Below are 340 nucleotides of genomic sequence, written 5' to 3'. Positions count from 1 at the left end.
ACTTAGCTGTTTGCGTGCAGCCGAAGATGCCAGTTATTACTTGAGATAATGTACCTAAGATAATGTACCTGAGATAAAATTAAAATGTTGAGATACTCATGATCGCCTCACCAATTAGTCAAGAAAACATCGTCGTTGGTGAAGTTGCCAATGGCTTACCACTCACTATTCCTGTGTATCGTTTAAAAGGCGATGGCACGGGGCCAAGTGTGTATATTCAGGCCAACATGCACGGAGCTGAAGTACAAGGTAACGCGGTAATTTTTCAACTACTTGAACAATTAAAGCACCTTAATCTTAAAGGTGATATTACTTTAGTGCCTTATGCCAACCCTATTGG

The 340-nt window shown here is 40.6% G+C and carries 1 protein-coding gene; it reads left to right on the top strand.

The window, feature by feature from the left end:
- Nucleotides 1-98: 98 nt before the first annotated feature.
- Nucleotides 99-340: M14 family zinc carboxypeptidase (locus AAEY62_RS21085; protein WP_350636282.1), on the top strand; the 242-nt coding region annotated here is incomplete at its 3' end.

It is taken from the genome of Pseudoalteromonas sp. GW168-MNA-CIBAN-0100 (genome assembly GCF_040309225.1).
GTDB classification, from domain to species: domain Bacteria; phylum Pseudomonadota; class Gammaproteobacteria; order Enterobacterales; family Alteromonadaceae; genus Pseudoalteromonas; species Pseudoalteromonas arctica.
Note: the sequence above shows the minus strand (reverse complement) of the source record. Positions and strands in the feature narration are given on the sequence as shown.